This is a genomic window from Paraburkholderia sp. EB58 (assembly GCF_050436665.1).
Lineage (GTDB): Bacteria > Pseudomonadota > Gammaproteobacteria > Burkholderiales > Burkholderiaceae > Paraburkholderia.
The window spans coordinates 244074-269832 of sequence record NZ_JBNDMQ010000007.1; the positions used below are offsets into that span (position 1 = coordinate 244074).

The window sequence follows — 25759 nt, forward strand, 5'->3', positions numbered from 1 at the left end:
GTGTCGCAACCTGCTTTGTCAGGTTCGCTAAATGTATAGCGCGATGCAAATAAAAATGTCGTAAATCCGGATTGATGGCAAGCCCGTCGCGCAGGCTGTTGGCACGGCGTTTAAACGCTGCACGCCGATTGTTGCGGGGTATGGACGCGGCACCCACCCCAATGAGAGCAGGCCGGCACCGCCCTTCAGTGCAGTGGCAGAAGTCCGGACCGTACTGCTGTCCGATTTACTTCAGGAGCATCATCTGCACCACCTTCACGACAACCAGGGCGACAGCCAGCAGCAGATAACCGCGCAGCACACCCATCCAGACACGCTTCGTCAGCGTGAGATTTGGCGGCGGCAGTTCACCCAGCGGTGGCATGCGCCACGTATCGCACGCGCCTTTCGGATAGGCCTCTACGTTGACGTCCGCCGTTTCACGACGCAGCTTTCGAATACCGATTGTTGCAGCGTAACCGATGGCGGCCAGTAGTGTTCCACCCGCGAGCGTTTCCAGAATCGTTGCGCCGGTGATGTCCGGGTACATCACTGAAGCGGTCAAAATGATCGACAGCATCACCAGAACCCAGATGACAGCGCCTGTGAATACGTTGAGCTTCTTCGAGTTGACCCAAGGGCCAAGCACAGCTTTGTCGTTGCACAGCAACAGCAGAAACACCGTAGCACTGGGCAGCAGAATACCCGCGAGCGTCTGCACCGCTTCGGTCAGCAGACCAAGCGGGCTGCCGGGAATCAGCACCAGTGCAGCAGCAGCGGCAACGATGCCGAAGTACACCAGATAGAAACCCTTTGCGTCCGACACGCTACGGTGCAGCGAGTGCCGGATCTTGAACACGTCGCCGATGGCATACGCGGTGGACAGCGATACCGCAGCAGCACCGATGATTGCGGCGTCAAACAGCGCGATAGCAAAGAGGACTGCAGACGTATGGCCTGCATATTTCTCAAGGCCGGCGATAACGCCACCCGCGTCCGTAAAATTCCCGAACTCAGGCTTGCCGGAGAAGAGTGCGGCGCAGAATGCAATCATCGCCACCGCACCAATCAGTACGAACACGATGCCAATCCACAGGTCCGCCTTTTCATATTTCATGAAACGCGGGGTGATACGTTTGTCGACCACGTAGCTCTGCTGGAAGAACAACTGCCACGGCGCAACGGTGGTGCCGACGATACCGATGACCAGCAGCATCACATCGCTCAGCTTCGAGTGGGCAGGCCAGCTCGGGATGAAGAAATCGCGCGTTATCTGGCCAACCGGTGGATGAATCGATACCAGCACCGGGACCAGCAGCAGGCTCAGCACGCACAACACGACTGCGAAGCGTTCGAATCGCCTGAAGTTTCCTGTACTGACCGCCGCCATAGTCAATGCCGCAGCGATGCAGACCCCGAGTATCTTGGAGACACCGAAGAAGTCGAGTACGAACGTGATGCCAATGAACTCGGTCACAATCGTCAGCGCATTGAGGATGAACAGGTCGACGACGCTGAATGCACCCCAGAATTTGCCGAAGCGTTCGAAGATGAGGCGTGCGTGCCCCACGCCGGTCACGGCGCCCAGCCGCAGCACCATTTCCTGATTGACGAACAGCACGGGTACCAGCAGCAGCATGGTCCACAACAAGGTGGTGCCGTAGTTTTGCCCCGCCTGGGTGTAGGTGCCGAAGGCACCGGCGTCGTTGTCGCCCACCATTACGATAAGGCCCGGACCGAGAATAGCCAGCAGCGTCCGGAACCTCGCCCACCAGTTGGTGCGCGGTGCGGTGTCGTGATGCGCGATGGTGCCGAGCGCACCCCTGATATCGCCGATATGAGCTTCGTCGAGGACGGCGCTGCGTGGCGGTGAGACGTTGGCTGGAGTAGACATTTTGTTTTATTCCCCACAGACGGGTGTGCAATTGCTATGCACGTGTTCATCCACGCGCCGGTCCGCGCCTGCAAAGCGAAAAGGCGCGAACGGACGCAACCGCGAGTTGACGCTCGCGACACGGTGCCACATGAACGCACGTCATCGTGGCGGCCATATGGCGCTAGTAAGAGTGCACGGAGGGAGTTACTTCGGCGCGCACCGTCTGCCTGCTGGCAAGACGGCGGCTGAGAAAGGGAGCGCGGACGTCCTGCCGGTCAGGCAGCAAACCTGTTCGAAGATCGACTACTGCTGATGTCCAAGGCATTAGCCCCACTTGTGAAGATTTTTGAATTTTAGGTGTCACGCAAATCCGAAGTCAATCGATTCGTTAAGCAGAGCCAAGATAATTTTCCGGCAGCACCGAATCTTTCCGAATGGCAGGGCAAAGGAAAGGTCGATGCAAGAAATGGGGTGTCGTTGCAAATGCGAAACGGAATCGTTGTCGCATCGTTTCGGTCCGGAAATTCGGAGTGCGGCATTTTGTATGGTTTTTTCACTTGCAGGCCCGCGCAGGATGCGAATACAATCCGCCCGTCTCATCAAAAGGAGTCCCTCGTGGACACATGCTCTAGTAGTGGAAGTCCGATGCCGGCCCGCGCCGGCGACACCACCGCGAGATAGCCGCCGCAGGATCCCTCCTTCGCCGCTAACTCGCTCTAGTCGGGTTAGCGCGCTTCCTCTCTGACTGGCTCCGTGCCAGTTCGCCAGCAGCACGCTCCCTTGTTCGACCGCTTTTCGCAAGCTCGCTTGCGAGACGCCATCACGTCTTCATACGTCGCCTGAGTTCGTCAGGCTGGACGGGGGTGAGTCGTCCCACCATTTTTCGCGCCTCTGATCGATAAAACACGAAGCGGCTACGCCGCGATAATTTCGCCCCACTCGCCATGAAAAAGAACCTGAAATCCAAACTGCTGCTGTCCAGCGGACCCATCAGCCTGAGCCTGCTGTTGTCGCTCGGGATCGTTCCGCCGGCGCTCGCCCAGGCAAGCAGTGACGCCACGCCTGCCGCGCCTGCGCCGGCGTCCGGACAGAGCGATGCGCAACCGGCCGCGCCCGCCAGCCCGGACGCCACTGCGGCCAAGCCGGATCGGACGCCACCTGCCCCGACTGGCTTCTGGGAACGATCAAACCTGCTTGGCGACATGGGCGGCCTGCGTCCGTGGCTCGGCAACTATGGTGTGACCTTTGGTCTGCAGGAAACCAGCGAGTATCTGAACAACCTGTCGGGCGGCACGCGGCGCGGCGGTGCCTACGATGGTCTGACCCAGTTCGGTATCGGTGTGGACACGCAGAAAGCGTTTGGGTTGCCGGGCGGGATCTTCAACGTGTCCGGTCTGCAGATTCACGGCACCAATCTGAGCTCGCGCGATCTTCACACCCTGCAATACGCGAGCGGCATCGAGGCGGACGCCACAACGCGCTTGTGGGAACTGTGGTACCAGCAGTCGTTGCTCGGCGGCAAAGTGGACGTGAAGGTCGGACAGCAGAGCCTCGATCAGGAATTCATGGTGAGCCAGTACGCCGCCACGTTCATGAACGCGACCTTCGGCTGGTCGGTGCTGCCGTCCGTCGATCTACCCGCTGGCGGCCCAGCCTACCCGCTTTCGTCGCTTGGTGCGCGCCTACGGGTCATGCCCTCAGACAACTGGACCGTGCTGGCCGGTGTGTTCGACGGCAATCCAGCGGGCGACGGGTTGGGCGATCCGCAGAAGCTGAACGCGCATGGCACGAACTTCAATCTGCATGACAGCGCGTTATTCATCGGCGAAGTGCAATACGCACTCAATCCCGCACCGTCCGACCCGGCTGGGGCGAAGCCCAGCGGCCTGCCCGGCACCTACAAGCTCGGCTTCTGGTACAACACGCAACAGTTTCCTGACCAGGGCTTCGACACCAACGGGCTGTCACTCGCGAACCCCGCTAGCAACGGTATCGCGCAAAGCCATCGCGGCGACTACAGCTTCTACGCCGTGGCCGAACAGATGGTCTGGCGCCCGAGCGCAGACAGCCCGCGGTCAATCGGCGTGTTTGCCCGGGTGATGGGCGCGCCGGGCGATCGCAACCTGGTGGATCTGGGAATCAATGCAGGGGTGACGCTGAAGGCGCCGTTCAAGAGCCGCGATAACGATGTGGTCGGGCTGGCAGTCGGCTATGCGCAGATTGGTTCGCACGCCCAGGATTTCGCAAACACTTCGGCCATCTATACACCGGGATACCCGTCGCGTAGTGCCGAGACTATCGTCGAAGCGACCTATCAGTATCAGGTTACGCCTTGGTGGCAATTGCAGGCCGATATCCAGTATGCGTTCCGTCCGGCAGGCGGCATTCCCAATCCGGAGAACCCGTCGCAACGTGTCGGCAGTGAAGCGATTGTGGGTCTGCGGACAAATATCACGTTCTGACGCATCAGCTCGCCCGGCCACGAGTGAGCTTGGCGACGTTCAGGATCGCTTGCCATCCGGCATGACGAAAGTGAGGGACGGGTACCCTCTTTACAGCCTTTTTACTTGCTGTGAGATTTGCCGCGGGCCTAGAATCTCAAACAGAGGATACAGCGCCAAGGCTTGGCGCAATAAACAGGATGTTTGCCATGAAGGCAATCCAACGCAACAGCGGAGCCGCAGGCATGCGGTGTCTTAGCGCGCACGAAATCGCGACGCTGATGGTGCTTCTTCAAGCGCCTGTCGATGCCATGGCGGCAACGCCCGACGTCGCAGCGCTTCGCGAAGCGGGTCTTGCCCAGGTGGTTGACGCGGGACAAGGCAAGGTCAGCTTCGCGATTACGGACGAAGGCAACGCCGTATTGCGGGTACTCGGCGCGCGCTAACGCTTAAGGTCTGGCCGCGAGTCCGGACTCCACTCGGCGTGGCGCACTCTTTTCGCGCCGTAGGCCGCCCTCTATACTCGGGACACAGAACGGCAACCCTGCCGTAGCGGAGTCCCGATGCACAACCCGAAACTCGCCTGCTCCACGGGCGGCATGGTGACCGGTCCACATGCGCTGGCGAGCCAAGCCGGCCTCGACGTGTTGCGCGCCGGCGGCAACGCCATAGAAGCGGCAATTGCGATCGGCGCGGCGCTCGCCGTGACCTATCCGCACTTTACCGGTCTCGGCGGCGACGCCTTCTGGGTGATCGGCGACCGCAATGGACTGTTGCGCACCGTATCAGGCATCGGCCAGGCCGCAGCGAACCCACCGGCATTCGACGCTGCCATCCCGATGCGCGGTGCCGCTGCAACACTCACCACGGCAGCGACCGTCGACACCTGGGATCAGGTTTACGCCATCAGCAAAGCGTCATGGGAGGGTCGGCTGCCCTGGTCAGTGCTATTCGAACGGGCGCTCGACTATGCGTCCAACGGTTTCCCCGTCACGCCTTCGCAGCACTTCTGGCAAAGCTTGCGCGCCGACGAATTGAACGCCCTGCCGGGCTTCGCGAAGACCTTTGCGCCGGGCGGCCGGATTCCGGCCGTCGCGGAACGCTTTGTGCAACCCGAGCTTGCACGCAGCCTCGAGCGCATCGCCCGCTTCGGTGCTCGCGAGTTTTACGAGGGAGAACTGGCCGAGCGCATCGCGCGAGGTTTGCAGGACGCCGGTTCGCCGCTAACGAAAACCGACCTCGCGAAAACACGTGCACGCGACGAGCCGCCATTACGCGTCGCCTATCGGGGAGGCGAACTGGTGAGCATGCGCCCACCTACGCAGGGCGTCACGACCTTGCAGATCATGGGCACGCTCGAGCGCTTCGATCTCAGCGCGATTGCTGAAGGCAGCGCGGACTATTACCACCTGCTGGTGGAAGCCGTGAAATGCGCATTCATGGACCGGGACCGCCTCGTCTGCGACCCGGATTTCAAACCGGTGCCGGTCGACCAAATGCTCGCGGATGCCACCCTTGACGCGCACGCCCGCTCGATCAGCATGCACACCGCACGCCCGTGGCCCCATCTGTTTCGCCCCGGCGATACGGTGTTTATCGGCGCAACGGATTGCCACGGCCGCAGCGTCAGCGTCCTGCAAACGGTTTATTTCGACTGGGGCAGCGGCGTCGTTGCCGGCGATACCGGCATTCTCTGGCACAACCGCGGCGCATCGTTCAGCACTAACCCTGCGCATCACAACGCGTTGCAGCCGGGCAAACGGCCATTTCACACGCTCAACCCGGGCATGTATCTGAAGGATGGCCACCCGCACTTGCTGTTCGGCACGCAAGGCGCAGACGGTCAGCCGCAAACACTCGCAGCCATTCTGACGCGCCTGATCGACTACGGTATGGACCCGCTCAGCGCCCTCGCCCGTCCGCGCTTTTTGCTCGGCAAAACCTTCTCGGATACCCGCGATGCCCTCAAGCTCGAAGAGGACGCCGGCCCCGAGGTCTTCGCCGCACTGGCGGCGCGCGGTCATGAGGTGAGCGCCATCCCGGCGCAAAGTCCGCTCGCTGGTCACCCCGGCGCGTTACGGATCGATGCCGACGGCACGGTGTGCGGCGCACAGGATCCGCGCAGCGATGGCCGGGCTATGGGCGTCGAAGAAGGCACGCCTTGAATATCTGGTTGCACGCGCCCGTCAAACGCGTCTGCTAAACGCGTGCCTTCTACGCCTCGCTCGCCTGCCTCAGCTGCGTAATGCCGAGCAATTGTCCGAGGCTTTTCTCGCGAGGCATGCGCGAAGTTTCGATGCGTTCTTCCAGTTCGCGCAGATGCGAGGTCATGCGGGCGATAGCCCCCGCTGCATCGCGCGCCTCAATGCAATCGACAATCGCTGCATGTTCGTCGTGTTCGCATGGCGCATTACCCGGCGCCTCGTACACCCCGACGATCAGCGAGGTGCGCGTAATCAGTTCGGTCAGATAGTTTTGCAGGATCGAATTGCCGGCCAGCTTGCCGATGCGCAAATGAAAGCAGCTTGTCAGTCGGGCCCACGACGGCTGATCGAAGCGGTGCATCGCCTTGTGTTCTTCGGCAAGCTGCTGGCGCAGCGCCTTGATGTCCTGCGCGCTCGCGCGTTCCACGGCGAACTGAACGAGCGCACTCTCCAGTGCACGGCGCGCTTCAAAAATCTCACGCGTCTCCTCGGGGGTCGGCGCAGCGATCACCGCGCCCTTGTTTGGCCGCAGCACCACGATGCCGTCGTAGGCAAGCTTCTCGAGCACCCGGCGCACCACCGCGCGGCCCACGCCGAACAGATGGCACAACTCCGGTTCGGGCAGCTTCGTGCCAGGCGTCAGACGATGGTCCAGCACACCGTCGAAGATCGACTGATAGATGCGTGCATCAACATCCGCATCGTCTTTCGCGTTGTTTTTGGCCGCCGCCGCGCCGGGCGCCGCTGCGCTGGATTTCACGGTCATGGTGTGCTCTGGGACGTGCTTGCGTTGCGCTCGATTTCATCCATGTATTCGGCGATAGCGCCTGGCGTCGTTATCCATACGTCGCCCTTGAGGCATGCCGCCGCAATATGCTGAAGCGCGCGGCGCAATTGACGCAGCCGGTACGGCTGCCCCACCAGATACGGATGCAGCGCGATGCCCATCACCAGCGCTTGCGGCGCGCCGCCGCGATTCGCCTGCTCCAGCATTTCGTCGAACTGATCGACGATCATGTCGGCAAACGCCCATGCATCCATCTGCCGGCCCACCAGCATCGGCAGGTCGTTCAGTTCCTGCGGATAAGGGATGGACCACAGCGGGCCATCACGGGTCGCCATCCGCACGGGACGGTCATCGTGGCACCAGTTCAACGTATAGCGATAACCGGTCTGCGCCAGCAGGTCCGGCGTCAGGTGCGACTCGGAGATCCACGGCGAAAGCCAGCCGGCAGGTAGCACGCCGCTTTCCGCCGCGATCCGTTCACGGCAATGCAGCAGCAGTTCGCGCTCGCCGTTTTCATCGAGATCGCTCTGCCGGTGCGCATTCGTATGTCCATGTCCGATCAGTTCGTCGCCGCGCGCGACGCAGGCCGCGATCAGTTCCGGGCAATGATCGTAGAGCGCCGTATTGATCAGCGCGCCCGCCGGCATGGCGAGGTCGTCAAACAGTTCCAGGCAACGCCATGCGCCCACCCGGTTGCCGTACTCACGCCAACTGTAATTGAGCACGTCGGGCTGCGGCGAGACCGGACCCAGCGCCGCACCCAGCCCTTCGCCGAAAGCGAAGTGTTCGATATTGAAGCCCAGATACACCGCAAGACCGGTATCGCCCGGCCAGCGGAATCCATCGGTATCCGTAATGGGCCGATAGGGAAAGCGTCCGTGCGCGGCGATCGGCTGGCGCGCACGGTGCAACGTTCCGGGCATATTCCGTGAGTCTGTCATTTAAGGCAGCCGTGAGTGACAGTTAGCGCTCCGCATGAACCGGTTTGGCGTCGTCATGCCCCGTGACGGACCGAAGACGCACCGCGATTGCGCAAGAACGCGGCTCAAATCGCTAACGATCCGAGCCAGCGATCGTTTGCAATATGTGCGCCAACTTGCAGACGTTAGACCGCGCAACCTGTTTGCGATTGTACGCGGCGATTTACGTCGCATGGCATATGTCTTGCATTTGAGGGGTTCGCACACGCTCCGTGTGTGCCGTTCACGAGGACCTCTTCTTCATGATCCAGCCTGCTTCAACCGTACTCCATACGGAGGCCGCCGATATCGAGCTGGTCCATGTTTCGAAGCAATACGGCGACGCGCTCGCCGTCAACGCGATCGACCTGCGCATTCCTGGCGGCCAGTATTGTTGCCTGCTCGGACCGTCCGGCTGCGGCAAGACGTCGACGCTGCGCATGATCGCGGGACATGAATCGGTCACCGAAGGCGATGTCCTGATCGCCGGGCGCAACGTCACGCGCGAAGAACCGGCCGCACGCGGCACGGCCATGGTGTTCCAGAGCTATGCGCTGTTTCCCCATCTGAGCGCGCTCGATAACGTTGCGTTCAGCCTGAAGATGCGCGGGGTGGCGAAAGACGCCCGCCGCAAGCGCGCGGGCGAACTGCTGGAACTCGTCGCCATGTCCGCTTACGCCGAGCGCAAGCCCGCGCAGTTGTCGGGCGGCCAGCAGCAGCGCGTGGCGCTCGCGCGTGCCCTGCTCAACCAGCCGCGCTGCCTGCTGCTCGACGAACCGCTCTCCGCCCTCGACCCGTTCCTGCGCGTGCAGATGCGCGCCGAACTCAAGCGCTGGCAAAAGGACCTCGGCATCACCTTCGTCCACGTTACGCACTCCCAGGAAGAAGCAATGGCGCTGGCCGACCTCGTCGTCGTAATGAGCCACGGCCACATCGAGCAAAGCGGCACGCCTCACGAAGTCTTCAACCGCCCGCGCACCGAGTTCGTCGCGCGCTTTCTCGGCGGCCACAACGTATTCAGCACCAACGGGCGCCTCTTCACGGTGCGCGCCGACCATCTGCGCGTGGTGCCGCACGGCGTCACTCCCGTGCAAACCCTCGTGGGCGAAGGCGGTCTCACGCGGATCGGCGGCGTGCCTTGCACCGTGCGCGAAGCCGAATACCAGGGCACGCATTTGCGCATGACCCTCGCACCGCTCGACGGCTCGCCCGAACTCGTCTCGCTGGTGAGCGACGGCGACTACGATCCCACGCGGCTCGGTCCGGAGTCACGCGTGGTCGTGTGGTGGAACGAGCGGGACGCCCATCCGCTCGCAGCCTAGGCCGCAGTCACGCCTAACCGGTTTTCTTGCGTAACACCCTAACCAAAAGTCACATGAGTAGAACGTCACCTGAGGAGATTGCGATGAGTGAGCAAAACGAGCGCCCGGCAGCCGCCGAACCCGAGCTGACGGACAAAGGCCTGAAGCGCCGTACGCTCATCAAGGGCGCGGTTGCCGCGGCGGGCATTGCCGGTTTCCCGTATGTGCATGCGCAGGAGAAGATCGTGCTGCGCTATCTGGGGACCGCGGTTAACCAGAGCGACGACATCGCGAAGAAGTTCAAGGAAGACACCGGTATCGAGATTCAGTACATCCCGGTCACGACCGACGACGTCGCCAAGCGCATCATCACGCAACCCAATTCGTTCGATATCGTCGACACCGAGTATTTCTCGCTCAAGAAGCTGATTCCCGCCGGCACGCTAGCCGGCATGGACGCCAAGAAGATCAAGCTGGCCGACAAGATCACGCCGGTGCTGACCAAGGGTGAAGTGAACGGCAAGAAGATCGGCGATCAGGGGACCGCGCCCAAGAAGGTGATGTTCCTGACCGGGCCACGCTCCACGGAATTCTCTGCCACGCCGACCGAGTGGATGACGCTGATTCCCACCACCTATAACGCCGATACGCTCGGCATTCGTCCCGACCTGATCAAGCGTCCTATCAATAGCTGGGCCGAATTGCTGAACCCTGATTTCAAAGGCAAGGCCGCGCTGCTCAACATTCCCGCCATCGGCATCATGGATTCCGCCATGGCCATCGAAGCCATGGGGCACGTCAAGTACGGCGACAAGGGCAACATGACGAAGGCCGAGATCGATCAGACCATCAAGATCCTGATCGAAGCCAAGCGCGCCGGCCAGTTCCGCGCCTTCTGGAAGGACTTCAACGAAAGCGTAAACCTGATGGCCTCCGGCGAAGTGGTGATCCAGTCGATGTGGTCGCCGGCCGTGACGAAGGTGCGCACCATGGGTATTCCCTGCAAGTTTCAGCCGCTCAAGGAAGGGTATCGCTCGTGGGCCTCGGGCTTCGCCTTTCCGCGCTCGTTGCAAGGCCGCAAGCTCGATGCCGGATATGAGTTCGTCAACTGGTTCCAGGACGGCTGGGCAGGCGCCTATCTGATGCGCCAGGGCTATTACTCAGGTGTGCTCGAGACCGCGAAGACGCATATGCAGCCCTATGAGTGGGACTACTGGATCGAAGGCAAGCCGGCCGCGCAGGACATCCACGCGCCGGACGGCCAGTTGCTGGAGAAGGCCGGCACTGTGCGCGATGGCGGCTCGTACAACGAGCGGATGGGCGCCATCGCCTGCTGGAACGCGGTGATGGACGAAAACATCTATATGGTTCAGAAGTGGAACGAGTTCATCGCGGCATAGTTCGCATACCTGCATGAAACAGGCCGTGGTTGCCGGCACCTGACACGCCGGCAACCGCGGCTTCCCGACGACGGATATCCCGCCATGGCATCGATCGAGCTTTCCACTCACACGCCGGATGTACCGGCGAGGCAGCGGCGCGCGCCGGCGTGGCTTCAGGCAACGCCGCTCACGTTGACCTTTTTGCTGTTCTTCATCGTGCCGCTCGTCATCACGCTGATCGTCAGCTTCTGGGATTACAACGAGTATCAGATCATCCCCGCCTTCACGCTGAAAAACTACAAGGCGATTTTCGACGGCTGTTCGTCAATGACGGATATGTGCGTCACCTTCAAGACCTACCTCTCCACGCTCAAATTCTGCGCGATCGTCTGGGCGGTGACGCTCGTACTCGGCTTTTCGATTGCCTACTTCCTCGCGTTCCACGTGCGTACGACAGCGATGCAGACCATCCTGTTCCTGATCTGCACGATCCCCTTCTGGACCTCGAACGTGATCCGCATGATCTCGTGGATTCCGCTGCTCGGGCGCAACGGCCTGGTCAATCAGGCGCTACTTGGCGCGCATCTGATCGACCAGCCGCTCGAATGGCTGCTGTACTCGAACTTCTCCGTGGTGCTCGCATTTGTGCACCTCTTCACGTTCTTCATGATCGTGCCGATCTTCAACGCCATGATGCGCATCGACCGCTCGCTGCTCGAAGCAGCCCGCGATGCCGGCGCAAGCGGCTGGCAGGTGATCCGCAACGTGGTGCTGCCGCTCTCCAAGACCGGCATCGTGATCGGCTCGATCTTCGTGATCACGATCGTAATGGGCGATTTCCTGACGGTCGGCGTGATGGGCGGCCAGCAGATCGCCTCGGTCGGCAAGATCATTCAGGTGCAGACAGGCTATCTGCAATTCCCGGCCGCGGCGGCCAACGCGATCATCCTGCTCGCTGTGGTGTTGATGATTGTCTGGGGTTTGACGCGGGTGGTCGACATCCGCAAGGAGCTGTGACATGCAGGCCATCCGCATCAGGCATCGCGAACGCCGGCCGGCCAGTTTTTACTGGCTGGCTCTCCTGTTCGGGCTGTTCGTGCTGTTCCTCTATGGCCCCGTGATCACCATCTTCATCCTGTCGTTTCAGGGGCCGGAAGGCGGCCTCACTTTCCCGATGCGCGGCGTCTCACTGCACTGGTTTTCGGTGCTGCGCCAGGGCGTGGGCGATATCGACATCTGGGGCGCGTTCGCGCGCTCCGTACGCCTCGCACTGGTCGTGACGGTGCTCACCGTGCTGTTCTCGGTGGCCGCGGGCCTTGCGTTCCGCAAGCGCTTTCGCGGCGATACGGCCGTGTTTTATGTGTCGGTGGCAAGCCTGATCATGCCGTCGATCATCGTGTCGCTTGGAATCGGACTGACGTTCCGCCTGCTCGATAGCGCCGTCAAGTATCTGGCGACCGCATCGGGCAACCAGTCGTTCGCCGACAACTATTCGACTTCGATGGGTCTGTTCACCTCGGCGCTCGGCGCGCACCTGACGTGGACCTTGCCGTTCGGCTTGCTCGTGATGTTCGCGGTGTTCAACCGCTTCAATCCGGCCTATGAGGAAGCCGGACGCGATCTGGGCGCAACTCCGTGGCAAAACTTCCGCCATATCGTGTTGCCGATCATCGGGCCTTCCGTGATCGGTGTGGCGATGTTCGGCTTCACGCTCTCGTGGGATGAAATCGCCCGCACTTCGCAGGCCATCGGCGATCAGAACACCTTGCCGCTTGAATTGCAGGGGCTCACCACTTCGGTGACAACACCGGTGATTTACGCGCTCGGCACGATGACGACTGTGTTGTCGCTGACCGTGATGGTGGGATGTCTGCTCGCGGTGCGCTGGCTGACCCGCAGGCGGCTCGCTGCGGCAATGCGCTAGCTAGTACGGAGTACCAGGAGTGGCGGTATGTCCACGAGTGCTGAGGGCCCCGTAACCGGCAAAAGCCGCTTACGGGGCCCTCGCGTTTGCCCAACCTAGCCGAGCTTCGCCTGCAGTTCGGCCGCTCCACCACGTCGATATAGCACCAGCGTCGCCAGGAAACCGCATAACGCCGCGAAGATCAGCCAGTAGGCCGGCGCGGCTTTGTCACCCGTCATCTCGATCAGGAACGTCGAGACGGCCGGCGTGAAACCGCCGAACAAAGCAGTCGCCAGACTGAACGCGAGCGAGAAACCCGCTACCCGCACCTCGACCGGCATCACCTCGGTGAGCGCCGCGACCATCGCGCCGTTATAGGCGCCGAAGAAGAACGAAAAATACAGCAGCACGGTGAGCATGCGCAGGAAGCTCGGTGCGTGCGCGAGCCATTCCAGCGCCGGATAAGCGGTGACGATGGCCAGCGCCGAGACGAACAGCATCACCGGACGGCGGCCGATACGATCCGAAATCGCGCCGCCAATGGGCAGCCAGATAAAGTTCGATACGCCCACCAGCAGCGTGACGACAAGCGCATCCGAGGTAGTCAGATGCAGCACCGCACGGCCGAAAGTTGGCGTGTAGACGGTGATCAGATAGAAGGTGGTGGTTGTCATCGCAACCATCATCATGCCGGCGACCACCGTCTTCCAGTTGGTCAGCATCGAGCGGAATACTTCGGAGGTGGCCGGATGATGGCGGCGTGCCTGAAACTCCGCCGTTTCCTGCAGCGAACGGCGCAGCACATAGAGAAACGGCACGATCATGCAGCCGATCAGGAACGGCAGACGCCAGCCCCAGGCGCCGATTTGCGCAGACGTGAGCAACAGGTTCAGCGCATAGCCGAGCGCGGCGGCCACCACAATGGCTACCTGCTGGCTGGCCGATTGCCAGGCGGTGTAAAAGCCCTTTTTGCCCGGGGTCGCCATTTCAGCCAGGTAAACTGACACGCCGCCGAGTTCCGCCCCCGCCGAAAAGCCCTGCAGCAAGCGCCCTATCAGGACCAAAGCCGGCGCAAGCAGACCGATCGTGGCGAACCCAGGTACGATGGCGATCAGGATCGTGCCGCTCGCCATGATGGCCAGCGTGACGATCAGGCCGCGGCGCCGTCCCACCTTGTCGATATATGCGCCGAGGATAATCGCGCCTAACGGCCGCATCAAAAAACCGGCGCCGAATACGGCGAAGGTCTGCATCAGCGAGGCGAACTCGCTGGCGGCCGGGAAGAACGTCTTGGCGATGTACGTCGCGTAGAAGCCGAACAGGAAGAAGTCGAACTGCTCGAGGAAGTTGCCGCTCGTCACGCGCAGTACTGCCCCGAACTTCGAGAGGCGCGGTGCCGTGCCACCCAGCGGCTGGGTCGGTTGATCGGATTGCATGTCGTCTCCTGGATCGTTTAAATACCGCTCTTTTCATTATGGATGATGCGTCGCCCGTAGTCTCACATATTAGTCCTCGACGAGCAGACCGCCAGGGCGCCGCTTTTCGACTGACCATTTGAGCAATGCCGCACTGCGGTAGATGCCATGAGCGAACTTGCCGTACGGCAGCGTGAGGAACAGGGCCATCACGACGCCGAGATGAACGGCGAGCAACAGGCTCATGATCGACGAGTCACGCAGGGCCAACAGTGCGAGGCCGCTCACACTCGTCAGCAGGAGCAGCGCAATGAAACCGCGGTCCATAGGCCGTTGCGCGGCATCGCCGTGCTGCGGATTGCGCCTGAAATTCAGCCACAGCAGCCCGGCCGGTCCGGCCAGCAAGCCGATGCCGCCCACCGTCCCGAGCAGCACCGGCAGGCTCGTGAGCGCGTACGGCGCCTCCAGTTTGAAGAGGTAGTGGTAAAGCGTGGCGACACAGGTCGCCGCAAAGCACAGCATGAAGCCGTAAAAGGTCAAATGATGGAAACGGCGTCGCGCCAGCGTAAAGGCATCATCAGCTTCGTTGCAGCCTTTGCCGTGGCCGCCGCCGAGATAGCGCAGGCTCAGTACGTCATGCGCCGCCTCGCCGATCGCCTGGCCCGAGAGCGCGCCGGGATCCTCGTTACGCCAGAACCGCCGCACGCCGACGCCGAGGGCGAACAGCGCGAACAGAAACACCACTCCAAACAGCAGCGCCAGCGCATTGTGCGGGAACACTGCGTAAAAATTGCCGGCAAGCGGTGGCGGGAACAGCGAGCCTTTGAGTATCAATGCGAGGATCAGGAACAGTGCGAGGCCTGCGGCCAACGCGAGCGCCAGCGTCAGGCCGTTGCGCTTGTAGAGCGCGCCACAGCCCGCAGGCCACGCATAGTCCACATAGGTTTGCAGGCGTACTTCAGCCATCGCCTTCGGCACGTTCACCGCGAATTCGTGGGGCGGCGCGTATTGGCACGCATGCAGGCAAGCGCCACAGTTGTGGCAGAGATTCGCGAGGAAATGCACATCGGCGCGGCCGAATTCGAGGCGGCGGGTCATGGCCGGAAACACCGCGCAAAAGCCTTCGCAATAGCGACAGGCGTTGCAGATCTGCATGATGCGGCTGACTTCGCCCTCCGCGGGTGTCATCGCAAACACAACGGGCCGTTCGTTCATTGGGTTCGAGGCGAGTTCACTCGCCTCACGAGTGAGCGCTTCAAGCGACTGCATGACCGGCTTCCCTCGATTCGAATGCGGCTTTGGCCGCGTGGGCTCCCGCGATGCGTCCAAACGCCGTGCCGATCGCCATACCGACACCCGCCGTATAACCTTTGCCGAGCACATTGCCCGCCATCATTTCGCCCGCCACGTAGAGGTTGGGACTCGGCTTGCCGCCAAAATGCACCGCTGACTGCTCGTTGACCTTCAGGCCCAGATAGGTGAACGTGATGCCCGGACGGAGCGCGAACGCCAGAAACGGCGGTTTGTCGATAGGTTGCGCCCAGTGCGTTTTGGCGGGCGTAATGCCTTCGGTGTGGCAATCGTCGAGCACAGCATGGTCGAAGGTGCCGACGCGGCAGGCGGCGTTGTAGGTTTCGATAGTCCGCACGAAGGTCGTTTCGTCGAGCCCAACGGCGCGCGCCAGTTCGCCGAGCGTGTTCGCCCTGGTGCCGGGAAACACCGGTGGCATGAAACGGCCGATCGCCTTCGAGTCGATGATCGAATAGCCGATCTGGCCCGGCTGCTGCGCGACGAGACGCCCCCAGATCGCGTAGCGCTTGGGCCAGAAATCCTCGCCTTCGTCGTAGAAACGCTCGGCGTTGCGATTGAGCACCACACCCAGCGAGACGCAATCCACCCGTGTGCAGATGCCGCCGTCATAGAGCGGCGCGCGAGCGTCGATGGCGACGCAGTGCGACTGCGAGGGATCGCCGATAGAGTCGGCGCCCGTCTCGATCATGAATTTGAGCAGCACGCCCATGTTGAAGCGCGTGCCGCGAATCAGGAAGTTTTCGGCGACCCATTCGCCATTGACCTGGCCCCACGCCTCGCGCAGCCATTCGCGGTTCGATTCGAATCCGCCCGCGGCCAGCACGCAACTGCGCGCTTCGATCCGTTCGCTGCCGATGCGTGCGGCGACGAAGCGTTCGCCGTCGAGTTCGATCGCATCCACCGGGGCGTTGTAGCGCACCTTCACGCCGAGCGCTTCCGCACTGCGAAAGTAGGCGTTGACCAGCGCCTTACCGCCGCCCATGAAAAACGCGTTGGTACGTGCAACATGCAGGGCCCCGGGGAGCGGCGGCTGAAAATGAACACCGTGGCGGCGCATCCAGTCCCGGCAAGTCGACGATTCGCGGATCGCCAGCCGCGCGAGCTTTTCGTTCGTAAGACCGCCGGTGACCTTCAGCAGATCTTGCCAGTACTCCTCTTCCGGATACGCGTCGATCAGCACGTCTTGCGGCGCATCGTGCATGCAGCGCAGGTTGCGCGTGTGCTGCGAGTTGCCGCCGCGCCATTCGCGCGGCGCCGCTTCAAGCAGCAACACCGAGGCGCCCGCCTCGCGCGCCATTAATGCGGCGCACAAAGCGGCATTGCCCCCGCCGATTACCAGTACATCCACCATGTTCGTCTCACCCCGACTATTTGAAAGGAGTGTAGAAGCTCAAGTGTTCAGCCGCCAGCAGGCACCGGGCAATACGTGTTCACGGATTCAGGTGTGCAGCACCAGCTTCTGCACCCGCCAGTTCAATAGCTCGGCCACGAACAGCACATTCTCCGATGGACAGGCCATTTGATGAATCCAGCCAAACTGCTTCGGTTGCTTGCCGGATTCGCCGAGCACGCCTAGCACCTTACCGTCGAGCGACAGCTTGTAAATGCGTCCAGGGAATGCATCGGAACTATAGAGGACCTGGTTGGGGCCAGGCGAGATACAGATCGCCCAAGGCGAACCGGGGGCGAATGTACCCGCTGCGATGGCCGCCTCGTCCGGCGCGTAGCCGATCGCCGGGCGCGCGCCGGGCGGCACCGGTACGTCGATTGTGAACTGACGCAGGAAATTGCCTTCGCCGTCGAACACCTGAATGCGCCGATTGCTGCGGTCGGCCACATAGACGCTGCCGTTTGCATCAAGCGCGATGCTATGCGGCGTATGGAACTGGCCGAGACCGGTGCCCCGCTCGCCCCACGACTTGAGCCAGTTGCCGTCCTTGTCGACCTTGGCGACGCGCGAGTTGATATAGCCGTCGCTGATATACGTATTGCCGGCGGCGTCCCATGCGACGTCGGTCACCTGGCGGAAGCGCCCCGGCTCGGCTGGCAACGGTGGGTTTGGATGCTTCAGCGGAGCGGTTTCTTCGTCCGCTGCCTCCTGTTTGCGGCCGAACACCATCGCCACGCGCCCGTCCGGGGTGAACTTGATCACCATGTCCGAGCCTTTATCGGTCACCCAGATATTGTCGTGAACATCGACCTTGACAGTGTGCGCAAATGACCACGCATAAAGGTTGCGGCCGATCTCGCGGATGAAGTGGCCGTTCGGTGCAAATTCAAGCAACTGGGCCGCCGCCGCGCCGTAGGCCGGCCCGCTCGTATTGCCGCGCGACAGCACGAAGATGTGGCCTTTCGAATTGAGCGCGACGCCGGAACACTCGCCAAAATAGACATCGCGTGGCAAGCGCACCGGGTCGAGCACCGAATCGTAAGCAATGGCCGGAACGGTGTCAGTGTCCGCATAGCCGAAACGAGGCATCAGGGCGAGCGCCGCGGCGCCCTCGCCAGCGAGGGCCAGGAAACGGCGCCGGGTGACGGAGCGGTGCTGTGGATCACCACAGCATGGACAGGATTCCGAATGAGGGTCGTTCATCAACTTCACCTCCTTGTTATTCGTGGGCCTTTGCCGGACACCGGTGTCTCCAGGCAGCCTTACAGGAACATGCCCCGTTGGCAGCTTGCTTGTTTGTCGCCTGTGTTACTTCGTTGAACCCGATCTGCAGTCACGGACGCTCCAGGTGGCAGGCTTTCCGGTTACAAGCCGGCATCGCTGACATGGCCAAGCCATGCCGCTCTCACTATAGTGCATGTTATGGAGTACGTGCTTCGGACCTGCGCAGTCGCACGCATCGCACGAAAACCCGGCATTACGAGGCGTTACAAGGCAAGCTTGTACCCCACATGACTCGCCACGAAACCGAGATTGTCGTAGAAGCGGTGCGCGTCGGCGCGGCTCTTGTCGGTGGTGAGCTGGACGAGATTGCAGCCGCGCGAGCGGCACGCCTCGATCGCCCACTCGAACATCCTATGGCCCAACCCGGAATCGCGGCGGTGAGCGGCAATTCGAACCGCCTCGATCTGGCCGCGCCATGCGCCCATACGGGCAATCCCTGGGATGAACGACAGTTGCAGCGTGCCGATGACCTCGTCGCCATCCACGACGACCACCAGTTGCTGATTGGCATCGGCCTCGATTGCGCGAAACGCCGCGACGTATCGCTCGTCGAGCGGCAAACTCGTGATTTCGCGCATGCTGCCGAGTTCGTCGTCGGCCAACATCGCGACGATGGCAGGCACGTCAGCAAGAAGCGCCGAACGAAAGACGATCTGTTCCATGTGAAAACCCAGGATGAATTGAAGTTGAAGAGCGTTGACGCGCTGCATCGAAACCTGCGCTTGCCAAGGGACCGGCAAGGACTGCGCTGTCGCGCATCTTACGCACCAGGGACGAATTATCCATCCTGGACAGAAAGCGCGTCAGCCCGAGTTGCGCTGAACCTTCCATTCAGCGACGGCGCTGCTGCCGCCTAAAGGCGGAATGCGCAGCAGACACTCCTGGTAGACTGTCTCGGTGCGATCCACGAACGTCTGCAGCGAAAATTGCGCCACGCTCCTCGCACGCGCCGCCCTGCCCGCCAGCATGACCTCCAACCGGTTGTCGAGCAGACGCGCCAATAATTGAGCAAGGCGTTTGCGCTCCTGCGGCGCGACTATCCAGCCATTCACGCCAGATTCCACGTTTTCCGGCAGACCACCGGAGTCCGACACGATGACTGGCTTGCCCATCGCCATCATCTCCCGGCACGCAAACGACAGGGTTTCGCGCTGCGACAGCACAAAGCCGACATCCAGAGCCGCCACCAGGGGCCGCACGTCGTTGAGCACGCCGGTGTAGATCACCTGGTCCGTCATCCCCAATGCGTCGACGCTTGCGCGTTGTTGGGGATCTGGCCACCGACCCGCCACGACAATGCGAATCCGCTCGCGCTGCGCAGCGGGCAGCAAAGCTACGGCCGCAACCATATGCAGCCACCCCTTGTTGCAGTCCGTGCCCGCGATGCTGCCCACCAGCAGCGCATCTCGCGGAATCGCCGCGCGCCACCTTCTGCGCAGCCGTTCGACGACCTCGGACCTGACCGGCGCAAATCGGCACAGATCGATGCCGTGATGCACGACCCACACCACCTCCGTGTCATAGACGGTTTTCGCAAGATGGCGCCGCGTGTAATCGGATACGCAGATCACCGAATCGGTACCGAGCTTGCCCTTCAACCATGTGCTCAAACCGCTGACCGGCAAATCGTTGTGCTTCGTGAAGACGATACGTGGCCGGGTTCGCTTCAATCCTAGCGTCGCCGACATGACGATGCGGTGGTCCGCCGAGCCGCTCACATGAATGATGTCGAAACGCTCGCTGGCGATCAGTTGCCGCAAGCGCCAGCCCGATCCGACCATAGCGCCTAGCCGGTTGCGAAACTCGAGCGCGATCACCTCGACACCGGGAAGCGCCTGCGCGCTCGCGTAGAACCGGCTCGACCTTGGCGCCGCCACGCTCACGCGGTGGCGATCCACCAGCGCCGCTGCGAGACTCAGAATGTAGGTGGTATGACCGCCCCCGTCTCCCGCGTGAAAGTTCGTGTAGAGGATGTTCATGACCACGCTTCGTTCCGGAAATGTCTGGCCCGTTTGAACCAGTAGTACGCCCGCCCCCACAATGGATCCTGGTAGCGCTGTAGCTTTTGCGCCAGCCATTCGGCATCCTTACCGTTATCGACGAGGCGATGGATGTGCAAGGGGTCGCTGCCGGGCACGTTGCGTCGCAGGTTGCGGGTCGTGTAGAGGTAATCGAAGCCCGCGGCCTTGGCGGCGTCGATATAGTCGGCGTCGAAATAGCCCTCCGGCCAGCACAGATGGCGCGACCCCACACGAAGGCGCGCCGTCAGGACCGCCTTTGACTTCTCGATGTCCAAGGCGATGTTCTGACGTTTGCGGACCGGGTTAGCGCACAACTGGTCCCACCGAAGATGGCTGTGCGTGTGGCTATGGAATTCGAACGTGGCCGCCGCACGCATCAATTCGACCTCGCTCCAGCGAACCGTCACCTCGTCCGCGCGACCGTCGTAAACAAGACGCTCGCACGCCTGATGCGAGCGCGGCGCTTCCATACGCTGCGCCTCGATGGCGCGAAACGGGCCGTCATGTACGCGACCGGTCACGAGAAACATGACCGCATTCAGTCCATAACGTAAAAGAATAGAATGCGCATGGACATAATTATCCAGATAGCCGTCGTCGAAGGTCAGCAAAACCGATTTACGCGGCATTGTCGAACCGTGTAAAAAGCGCGCGAATTCATCGGCGGTGAGCGTGATATAACCGTTTCTCGCCAACCAACTGATCTGTGACTCGAAGTTCTCAGGCGAGACGGTCAGCGAGTCACCCGACTGGGAAACGCGGTGATACATCAGTACCGGTATCGAATTCGCAACCGATTCAGTCGCTTGTATCATTTACTATTCAAGCCAAAAGGTGTCTTATCGATGACTAATCTAAAATGCCGATTGCTTTACAACGGAGTAGTGAATTCTCTCAACAAAAGGCGGCCTTTGGCGCATTGCCCGCGCGGCAAATGCCTCGATGTTGAAATATGAATTAATATTAGAGAGAACAAACTCTGCAATCTATGGTTCCTTTGTGGAGATTTGTGTCGCATTGTCGAAGGCGTCCATCAATCTCGACAAAGGACTGATCCGCAGAACACGAAGCGCCGTGTGGCGGCGTTCGTGCAGCGGTGTTTGCTTCTCGTGGAATGCGCGGCTCGCGTTGATCAGAATGTTGCGACCGCAACGACGCGGTGCGGCTCGCATCAAAAACGGATGGCGAGCCGCTTCAACTGGGAAATCACCTCGGCCGCGCTGCCGATGACGACCTTGTTGCGGAATGCGCGCGTCACCACGATGCTCGTCATCGCATCGAAATACCAGACACCAACTTTGCGTCCCCCGAGTTCGACGATTCCGCCAACGCTGTCTTCCGGCCCATCATCGTCCACTGACACGACCAACCTTACCGAGGGTCCATGACGCATACGCTGCTATCCTCAATCCGGCAGCAATGCGTTCACTTCATTGCCGGATTCGTGACCGGGCCTTCTGCCACGAGCGAATCGTCCTTCATCTGCCTCACGGCATCCACCGCAGACGGAGCCAGCTTCTGCTCCGCCAGCGACGCTTCGAAAGCGTCTCGCTGAGCGTGCTTTGCCTGCTCGTAGTCGGCATCCAGCTCGGCGATGCGCCGCTCGTACCACCCCTGCACACAGGCCTTATCAGTACAGTTGCGCTGGCGCCAGAGCCATTGCTCGATCCGGGCGGATTCCACACCGCGCGGGTCAATACTTGTATCCCGCGCGCGCTGGTAGGCCGCTGCAAGGCGATCGTCGAGGCTGGATAGTTGCGGATCCTTGCAGACGATCTTCTCCGATGCCGACGCCTTGCTCGCGCAATGGAAGCTCGCCGCCGACGCGTTACCGGCAAGCGTCGCGCACGCCGCCAGAACGCAGACCGACAGGCTCGCCGATGGTCTTGCAAGCAGGCGGGCGACGACTGGAACAGCAGTTTTCGATTTGGACATGACTAACCCTGTACGAAGAGGTGACCGGATAGCGGCGAGCTGCGAGCGCTCTCATCGAAGACCGGCACACACAACGCGATGAGATTCGCACGTGGGCAGAATAGTCCGCTTGGGCGGTATCTAAGCGCGAAAGAAAGGCCGTAGCGCCAGAGTGCTTACCAAAGATTTCCGCGACCGCCGGCAATGGGTAGGGTTAATCCGTCAATCAGATCTGTTCAGTTAGGCGAAACACGCGCGCGAGCGGCTGCCATGCGGTTTTCTCGGCATGGGGTAAAGGCTGCTGGAAGTACGCCATCAGCGTCTCCCATTCCTTGACTCGCGGATGGGTGTCCGGTCCGATAACCAGTTGCTCCGGCGTGAATCCCTCGTCCGCGTCGATCAGCATGACGAGCCGGTTCTCACGCCGCCAGATCGTCATGTCATGAATGCCCGAGGCCCGAAGATGCGCGAGTACTTCGGGCCAGACCTCACGGTGGTAGCGGTCGTATTCCGCCATCACGGCAGGATCGTCGCGAAGATCGAGGGCGAGGCAGTAGCGCATGAAAAGCTCCAGAATAAAACAGTAGCAAGTGACCGGCGCCTCAGGCCTTCACGCGCTCACCGGCGTGTCGATCTCGATCTGCAGACGCTGTTGCGCACGAATCGCGTCCCAGTCCCAGTCGATACCGATTCCCGACGACGCCGGCGGTGTCGCATAACCGTGCTCCACCACAATCGATGCACCGGTTAGCGAGTCCAGTTGAGGAATGTACTCGAGCCAGCTCGAGTTGGGCACTGCGGCGCACAGGCTCACGTGCAACTCCATCAGGAAGTGCGGGCAAATCTCGATGTTCATCGCCTCGGCAGAATGCGCAATCTTCAGCCACGGCGTAATGCCGCCCACGCGGGCGACGTCCGCCTGAACGATCGAGCACGCATCCGCTTTCACATATTCGGCGAACTGCGCCGGATGGTAAAGCGATTCGCCGACCGCCACCGGGACCGTCGTCGCCGCACACAGACGCCGGTGCGCGTCGATGCTCTCGGCGGGCATCGGTTCCTCGAGCCATGCAAGGCGTAGCGGTTCGAATGCATGAGCGCGTCGCAGCGCCTCGGCCAGCGTGAATCCCTGGTTCGCATCGGTCATCAGTTCGAAGCCATCGCCCACCGCTGCGCGCACGGCCGCAAGGCGCGCGGCGTCCTCCGAGACGTGCGGGCGCCCTACCTTTATCTTGGCGCCGCGGAAACCCTCCGCCTGCGCCTGCAGGGTCTGATCGACCAGTTCGCTTTGCGACAGATGCAGCCAGCCACCCTCCGTCGTGTAAGTGCGCACGCGCGGTTTCGCGCCACCCGCGGCGACCCAAAGCGGCAGGCCGGCGACGCGCGTATTGCGATCCCATAGCGCCGTATCGACGGCGGCAAGCGCAAGACTGGTGATCGCACCGACGGCAGTCGCATGCGTATGAAAGAACAGATCGCGCCAGATCGCTTCGTACTCCGCGGGATTTCGGCCGATTAGCCGCGGCACCAGATGATCGTGCAGCAGCGCGACAATCGACGAACCGCCCGTGCCGATCGTGTATGTGTAGCCTGTCCCGCTGCTGCCGTCACTGCAACGGATCGTCAGCAAAATGGTTTCCTGCACGACGAACGACTGGATGGCGTCCGTGCGCCGTACTTTCGGCTGAAGGTCGACTTGCCGGATTTCGACGTTTTCGATTGTGGTCATGTGGGTTCTATCCTTTGACGCCGCCAAGCGTAAGGCCTGCAATCAGGTGCTTCTGAACAATGAAGGTCAGCACGATGGCCGGAATGATGATGATGACCGCCATCGCACACATGCCGGCCCAGTCCACCGTGAACTGCGCGGTAAAGTCCATCAGGCCGACCGGCAACGTTTTGGTATCGGGACTACGGCACAACTGGGACGCCAGCGCGAATTCGTTCCAGCTCGTCAGGAAAGCGAAAATCGCGGCCGATGCCACGCCTGAGCGGGCCAGCGGCAGCTCGATCTGCCAGAACGCCTGCCAGCGGGTGCAGCCGTCTATCTGCGCGGCCTCAGCGAGTTCTGCGGGGACCTCACGAAAGAAGCCGTCGATCAGCCACACCGTGAACGGCACGTTCATCGCGAGGTAGACGATGATCACGCCGATGCGCGTGTCAAGCAGACCGGTCCACGCCCACAGCATGAAGATAGGCAGCGACAGTGCGATGCCGGGAATCGCGCGCGTGAGCATCAGGACGACGAACAGTGTCTTCTTGTGGCGGAATTCGAAGCGCGCAAACGCATAACCGCCCAGCACGCCAACCACGATGGCGGCGAAGGTGCTTGCCAACGAGATCACCACAGAGTTCACGAAGTACTGACGAATCGGCAGCGACGCCATCGCGCCGAAGCCGAACATGTTACGGAAATTGTCGAGCGTATAGCTGCTGGCATCGGAGATCGGCTGGTTCGACAGAATCGCCACATTCGAGCGGAATGCGTTTAGCACGACCCACAGGCCAGGCAGGCAGATGACCGCCATTACGATGAAGACCGCGAACCATAGCGCGGCCCGTCGCAGCGGCGCCCTGAAAGAGGAAAAACCGGGAGTGGATTCGAGCGTCGTACTCATGATGTCAGGCCGGCCCCATATGTTTGCGCGCCGCGTTGAGCTTGCGGAAGAAGTACAGCGTGAAGAGCACCGAAACCAGCACGGATACATAGCCGATCGCGTTCGCGTAGCCCATATGCGAATCGTCGTAGGCGATGCGGCCCACCATCGTCCACAGCAATTCAGTGCGCCCGCCGGGACCACCGTTCGTCATGATGCGCACGATGTCATAAGCTCGGCCGACGTCGAGAGAACGGATCGTCATCGCGATGTAGACGAACGGCATCAGGTAAGGCAGCGTCACGTAGCGGAAGGTTTGCAGCGGCGTGCAACCGTCGACCTTGGAGGCTTCGATCGGGTCTTTCGGCAACGCCATTAAGCCCGCGAGCAGAATCACCGCGAATACAGGGGTCGAGTTCCAGACCTCGGCCGCGATCAGCGAGGCGAGCGCGGAGTTCGCATTGACCAGAAACGGGATCGTGCTCTTCAGGCCGAATAGCGTTTGCAGCAGATGGTTGATCACGCCGGTACTGTCGTTGAGCATGAACTTGAACTGAAAGCCGACCAGGACCGGCGAGAACATCATCGGGAACATCATGATGGTGCGCAGAATCCGCTGGCCCTTGGTGACCTCGTTGAGCAACAGCGCGATGCCGAGGCCCAGCACCAGTTCCAGATTCAAGGCGATCGTCAGGAATAGCACCGTGCGGCCAAACGCGGCCCAGAAGTCCTCGTTGGCGAACGCACGGAGATAGTTGCGCAGGCCGATGAAATGCCAGATCGTGTCAGGCTCGATCAGCCGGTACGACGTAAAGCTCGTGTAAAGCGAAAACAGCAGCGGCAGCACGACGACGATCGCTACCGAGAAAAACGCGGGCAGCAACAGCTTGAACGGCAATGCGACGCCCTCGTGCGAAACCGGCACAAGGGCGGGTACGGCAGAGGAATCGCGGATGTTAGATCGCATGGTGTCGTGGAGCGGAAAGCGGATCGGC

General features: G+C 61.5%; 24 protein-coding genes. 8 read left to right on the plus strand and 16 right to left on the minus strand.

Translation table 11 applies throughout. From position 1 onward, the window contains the following. Positions 1-226 precede the first annotated feature (226 nt). A complete protein-coding gene (locus tag P3T40_RS13170) occupies positions 227-1873 on the minus strand; it encodes an NRAMP family divalent metal transporter (protein WP_429268134.1) in 1647 nt (548 codons plus the stop codon). 130 nt (positions 1874-2003) lie between these two features. On the opposite strand from P3T40_RS13170, the gene P3T40_RS13175 reads away from it, so the two are divergent. The 4 genes from P3T40_RS13175 to ggt all read left to right on the plus strand — a co-directional run bounded on the left by P3T40_RS13175 (position 2004) and on the right by ggt (position 6461). Then, positions 2004-2168: a hypothetical protein gene (locus tag P3T40_RS13175; RefSeq protein WP_429268135.1), complete on the plus strand. Its 165-nt coding sequence runs from the start codon at positions 2004-2006 to the stop codon at positions 2166-2168. Between the two features lie 631 nt (positions 2169-2799). Beyond that, positions 2800-4317 (plus strand): carbohydrate porin, encoded by a 1518-nt coding sequence (locus tag P3T40_RS13180; RefSeq protein ID WP_429268136.1) that lies wholly within the window; start codon positions 2800-2802, stop codon positions 4315-4317. Positions 4318-4505: 188 nt separating this feature from the next. Beyond that, on the plus strand, positions 4506-4742 hold the full coding sequence (locus tag P3T40_RS13185; RefSeq protein WP_429268137.1) for a hypothetical protein: 237 nt from the start codon (positions 4506-4508) through the stop codon (positions 4740-4742). Between the two features lie 117 nt (positions 4743-4859). Beyond that, positions 4860-6461 (plus strand): gamma-glutamyltransferase, encoded by a 1602-nt coding sequence (gene ggt, locus P3T40_RS13190; protein ID WP_429268138.1) that lies wholly within the window; start codon positions 4860-4862, stop codon positions 6459-6461. A 49-nt stretch (positions 6462-6510) separates the two neighbouring features. On the opposite strand, the gene P3T40_RS13195 is transcribed toward ggt, so the two are convergent. Both P3T40_RS13195 and P3T40_RS13200 read right to left on the minus strand, forming a co-directional pair. After that, positions 6511-7266, minus strand: coding sequence for a GntR family transcriptional regulator (locus tag P3T40_RS13195; protein ID WP_429268139.1), 756 nt, complete (start codon positions 7264-7266; stop codon positions 6511-6513). Beyond that, positions 7263-8228, minus strand: coding sequence for a polysaccharide deacetylase family protein (locus P3T40_RS13200; protein WP_429268140.1), 966 nt, complete (start codon positions 8226-8228; stop codon positions 7263-7265). The genes P3T40_RS13195 and P3T40_RS13200 overlap by 4 nt, the downstream gene beginning before the upstream one ends. 281 nt (positions 8229-8509) lie before the next feature. Between P3T40_RS13200 and P3T40_RS13205 the strand changes: the two genes are divergently transcribed. The 4 genes from P3T40_RS13205 (at position 8510) to P3T40_RS13220 (ending at position 12853) form a co-directional block, all read left to right on the plus strand. Next, positions 8510-9568: an ABC transporter ATP-binding protein gene (locus P3T40_RS13205; RefSeq protein WP_429268141.1), complete on the plus strand. Its 1059-nt coding sequence runs from the start codon at positions 8510-8512 to the stop codon at positions 9566-9568. An 83-nt stretch (positions 9569-9651) separates the two neighbouring features. After that, positions 9652-10947 carry an ABC transporter substrate-binding protein gene (locus P3T40_RS13210; protein WP_429268142.1) on the plus strand — a complete coding sequence of 432 codons (1296 nt, stop codon included), beginning with the start codon at positions 9652-9654 and terminating at the stop codon, positions 10945-10947. 84 nt (positions 10948-11031) lie between these two features. Next, a complete protein-coding gene (locus tag P3T40_RS13215) occupies positions 11032-11946 on the plus strand; it encodes an ABC transporter permease (RefSeq protein WP_429268143.1) in 915 nt (304 codons plus the stop codon). Position 11947: 1 nt separating this feature from the next. After that, on the plus strand, positions 11948-12853 hold the full coding sequence (locus P3T40_RS13220) for an ABC transporter permease (protein ID WP_429268144.1): 906 nt from the start codon (positions 11948-11950) through the stop codon (positions 12851-12853). 95 nt (positions 12854-12948) lie between these two features. Here the strand turns inward: P3T40_RS13220 and P3T40_RS13225 are convergent, their stop codons facing one another. From P3T40_RS13225 to P3T40_RS13285, 13 genes are all read right to left on the minus strand, one after another. Next, the gene (locus P3T40_RS13225) at positions 12949-14268 is read right to left on the minus strand and encodes an MFS transporter (protein WP_429268145.1); all 1320 of its coding nucleotides are present in this window, start codon (positions 14266-14268) and stop codon (positions 12949-12951) included. 69 nt (positions 14269-14337) lie between these two features. Beyond that, entirely contained in the window at positions 14338-15516 is a 1179-nt protein-coding gene (tcuB, locus tag P3T40_RS13230; protein WP_429268146.1) for a tricarballylate utilization 4Fe-4S protein TcuB, read from the minus strand. Continuing rightward, positions 15503-16909 (minus strand): FAD-dependent tricarballylate dehydrogenase TcuA, encoded by a 1407-nt coding sequence (gene tcuA / locus P3T40_RS13235; protein WP_429268147.1) that lies wholly within the window; start codon positions 16907-16909, stop codon positions 15503-15505. The genes tcuB and tcuA overlap by 14 nt, the downstream gene beginning before the upstream one ends. 87 nt (positions 16910-16996) lie before the next feature. Further along, positions 16997-18151, minus strand: a complete 1155-nt coding sequence (locus P3T40_RS13240; protein WP_429268148.1) for a peptidyl-alpha-hydroxyglycine alpha-amidating lyase family protein — start codon at positions 18149-18151, stop codon at positions 16997-16999. 284 nt (positions 18152-18435) lie between these two features. After that, positions 18436-18894, minus strand: coding sequence for an N-acetyltransferase family protein (locus P3T40_RS13245; protein WP_429268149.1), 459 nt, complete (start codon positions 18892-18894; stop codon positions 18436-18438). 141 nt (positions 18895-19035) lie between these two features. Next, a complete protein-coding gene (locus P3T40_RS13250) occupies positions 19036-20211 on the minus strand; it encodes a glycosyltransferase (RefSeq protein ID WP_429268150.1) in 1176 nt (391 codons plus the stop codon). After that, positions 20208-21068 carry a polysaccharide deacetylase family protein gene (locus P3T40_RS13255; RefSeq protein WP_429268151.1) on the minus strand — a complete coding sequence of 287 codons (861 nt, stop codon included), beginning with the start codon at positions 21066-21068 and terminating at the stop codon, positions 20208-20210. Before P3T40_RS13255 ends, P3T40_RS13250 begins: the two co-directional genes overlap by 4 nt. 356 nt (positions 21069-21424) lie before the next feature. Then, complete coding sequence (locus tag P3T40_RS13260; protein ID WP_429268152.1) at positions 21425-21646, minus strand: hypothetical protein; 222 nt, start codon at positions 21644-21646, stop codon at positions 21425-21427. A 32-nt stretch (positions 21647-21678) separates the two neighbouring features. Further along, positions 21679-22188: a lysozyme inhibitor LprI family protein gene (locus P3T40_RS13265; protein WP_429268153.1), complete on the minus strand. Its 510-nt coding sequence runs from the start codon at positions 22186-22188 to the stop codon at positions 21679-21681. A 205-nt stretch (positions 22189-22393) separates the two neighbouring features. Further along, positions 22394-22729, minus strand: a complete 336-nt coding sequence (locus tag P3T40_RS13270) for an L-rhamnose mutarotase (RefSeq protein ID WP_429268154.1) — start codon at positions 22727-22729, stop codon at positions 22394-22396. Positions 22730-22777: 48 nt separating this feature from the next. Continuing rightward, the gene (locus P3T40_RS13275; RefSeq protein ID WP_429268155.1) at positions 22778-23896 is read right to left on the minus strand and encodes a mandelate racemase/muconate lactonizing enzyme family protein; all 1119 of its coding nucleotides are present in this window, start codon (positions 23894-23896) and stop codon (positions 22778-22780) included. Positions 23897-23903: 7 nt separating this feature from the next. Then, a complete protein-coding gene (locus tag P3T40_RS13280) occupies positions 23904-24785 on the minus strand; it encodes a carbohydrate ABC transporter permease (RefSeq protein WP_429268156.1) in 882 nt (293 codons plus the stop codon). Positions 24786-24789: 4 nt separating this feature from the next. Beyond that, a complete protein-coding gene (locus P3T40_RS13285; protein ID WP_429268157.1) occupies positions 24790-25731 on the minus strand; it encodes a carbohydrate ABC transporter permease in 942 nt (313 codons plus the stop codon). Positions 25732-25759: the final 28 nt, after the last annotated feature.